We start from the raw sequence: 1725 nt of genomic DNA on the forward strand, positions 1-1725 counted from the left end.
GCTGAAAAGGACAGAGTAAAATCGCTAATCAAAAAGCATGCAGACGAAACAGGCAGCTTCGCTGCAAAGCAAGTGTTAGGCAATTGGGAGAAATATATTCACAAGTTCGTAAAAGTAATTCCGAAGGATTACAAGCGTATGATGAATCAAATCCAAGCAGGAATTAATCTAGGATTATCTCAAGATGAAGCGGAAATGAAGGCATTTGAAAGCAACTCAAACCAAGGCAAAAAAAAACAGCAAACTACTAAAATGACAGTAGCAGTTCGGTAAGAAAGGAGAGATACAATTGGGTAAAGCGACGGGGTTTATGGAATATAAAAGAGAGGAAGCGGAAGAACGGTCTCCACTCTCCCGCATTAACGATTTTAAAAAGTATTCTGCTCCTTTCTCAGACGAGGCGCTAAGCAGACAGGGCGCAAGATGTATGGATTGTGCAACACCATTTTGCCATATCGGGATGGAAATCGGAGGAAGCACCTCCGGTTGCCCGATTCATAATTTAATACCAGAGTGGAATGATCTTGTTTATAGAGGCAGATGGAAGGATGCACTTGACCGTTTGTTAAAAACAAATAATTTCCCTGAATTTACAGGAGCAGCCTGTCCGGCACCATGTGAAGGCTCATGTACTGTTGCCATCTCAGATCCTGCAGTAGCAATCAAAAATATTGAAAGAACGATTATTGATAAAGGGTTTGAAAACGGCTGGATTTCACCAAGAATTCCACAAAAGCGCACAGTCAAAAAAGTCGCAATTGTCGGAAGCGGTCCTGCTGGTCTGGCTAGCGCTGATCAGCTTAACCAGGCTGGCCACTCTGTCACAGTGTTCGAACGCTCTGACCGTGCTGGCGGTTTACTGATGTATGGGATTCCAAACATGAAATTGGAGAAAAAGGATGTAGAAAGAAGAGTCAATCTTTTGACACAGGAAGGTATTGATTTCGTTACAAACACAGAAATCGGCAAGGATATCACAGCAGAAGAGCTTAAGGCTCAATTTGATGCAGTAATCCTATGTACTGGTGCTCAAAAGCAGAGAGACTTAAGGATAGAAGGCAGAGACTCAGATGGCGTTCATTTTGCGATGGATTATTTAACACAATCAACGAAAAGTCTTCTTGATCCAAGTGTCGGAACTCCAGAAATCAATGCAGAAGGTAAAGACGTAATTGTTATCGGCGGCGGTGATACTGGGGCAGACTGTGTTGCTACAGCTCTTCGTCAAAAATGTAAAACAGTAGTTCAGTTCGGTAAGCATCCACAATTAGGATTAGCACGCGCTACTGAAAATATGTGGCCTGCTTTCCCGCATGTGTTCACATTGGATTATGCTTATGAGGAAGCACAGCAGAAATTCGGCAGAGATCCAAGAGAGTACAGCATCCAAACAACAAAATTAGTGAGTGATGAAGAAGGAAAACTGAAGGAGCTTCATACTGTGCAAATGGAAAAAATCAGACAAGAAGACGGCAGATTCCTTTTTAAAGAAGTACCAGGAACAGAAAAAGTTTGGCCAGCACAGCTAGTGTTTATTGCAATCGGCTTTGAAGGTCCTGAACAGCCTGTACTTGCGCAGTTCGGTGTAGATACATTAAATACGAGAATTGCTGCTAAATATGGCAATTTCGAAACAAATGTAGAAGGTGTATTCGCAGCAGGTGACGCAAGAAGAGGGCAAAGCTTAATCGTTTGGGCAATAAATGAAGGCAGAGAAGTTGCATA

General features: G+C 42.4%; 2 protein-coding genes. Both read left to right on the top strand.

All coding sequences use genetic code 11. The annotated features are described in order from the left end of the window. Positions 1 to 273, top strand: a 273-nt coding sequence (locus tag AB0G52_RS40940; protein WP_361344360.1) for a hypothetical protein, incomplete at its 5' end; no start/stop codon positions are given. A gap of 16 nt (positions 274 to 289) precedes the next feature. Continuing rightward, the coding region (gene gltD / locus AB0G52_RS40945; protein WP_361344363.1) for a glutamate synthase small subunit at positions 290 to 1725 on the top strand (1436 nt) is incomplete at its 3' end.

It is taken from the genome of Streptomyces sp. NPDC021562 (genome assembly GCF_040640875.1).
Lineage (GTDB): Bacteria > Actinomycetota > Actinomycetes > Streptomycetales > Streptomycetaceae > Streptomyces.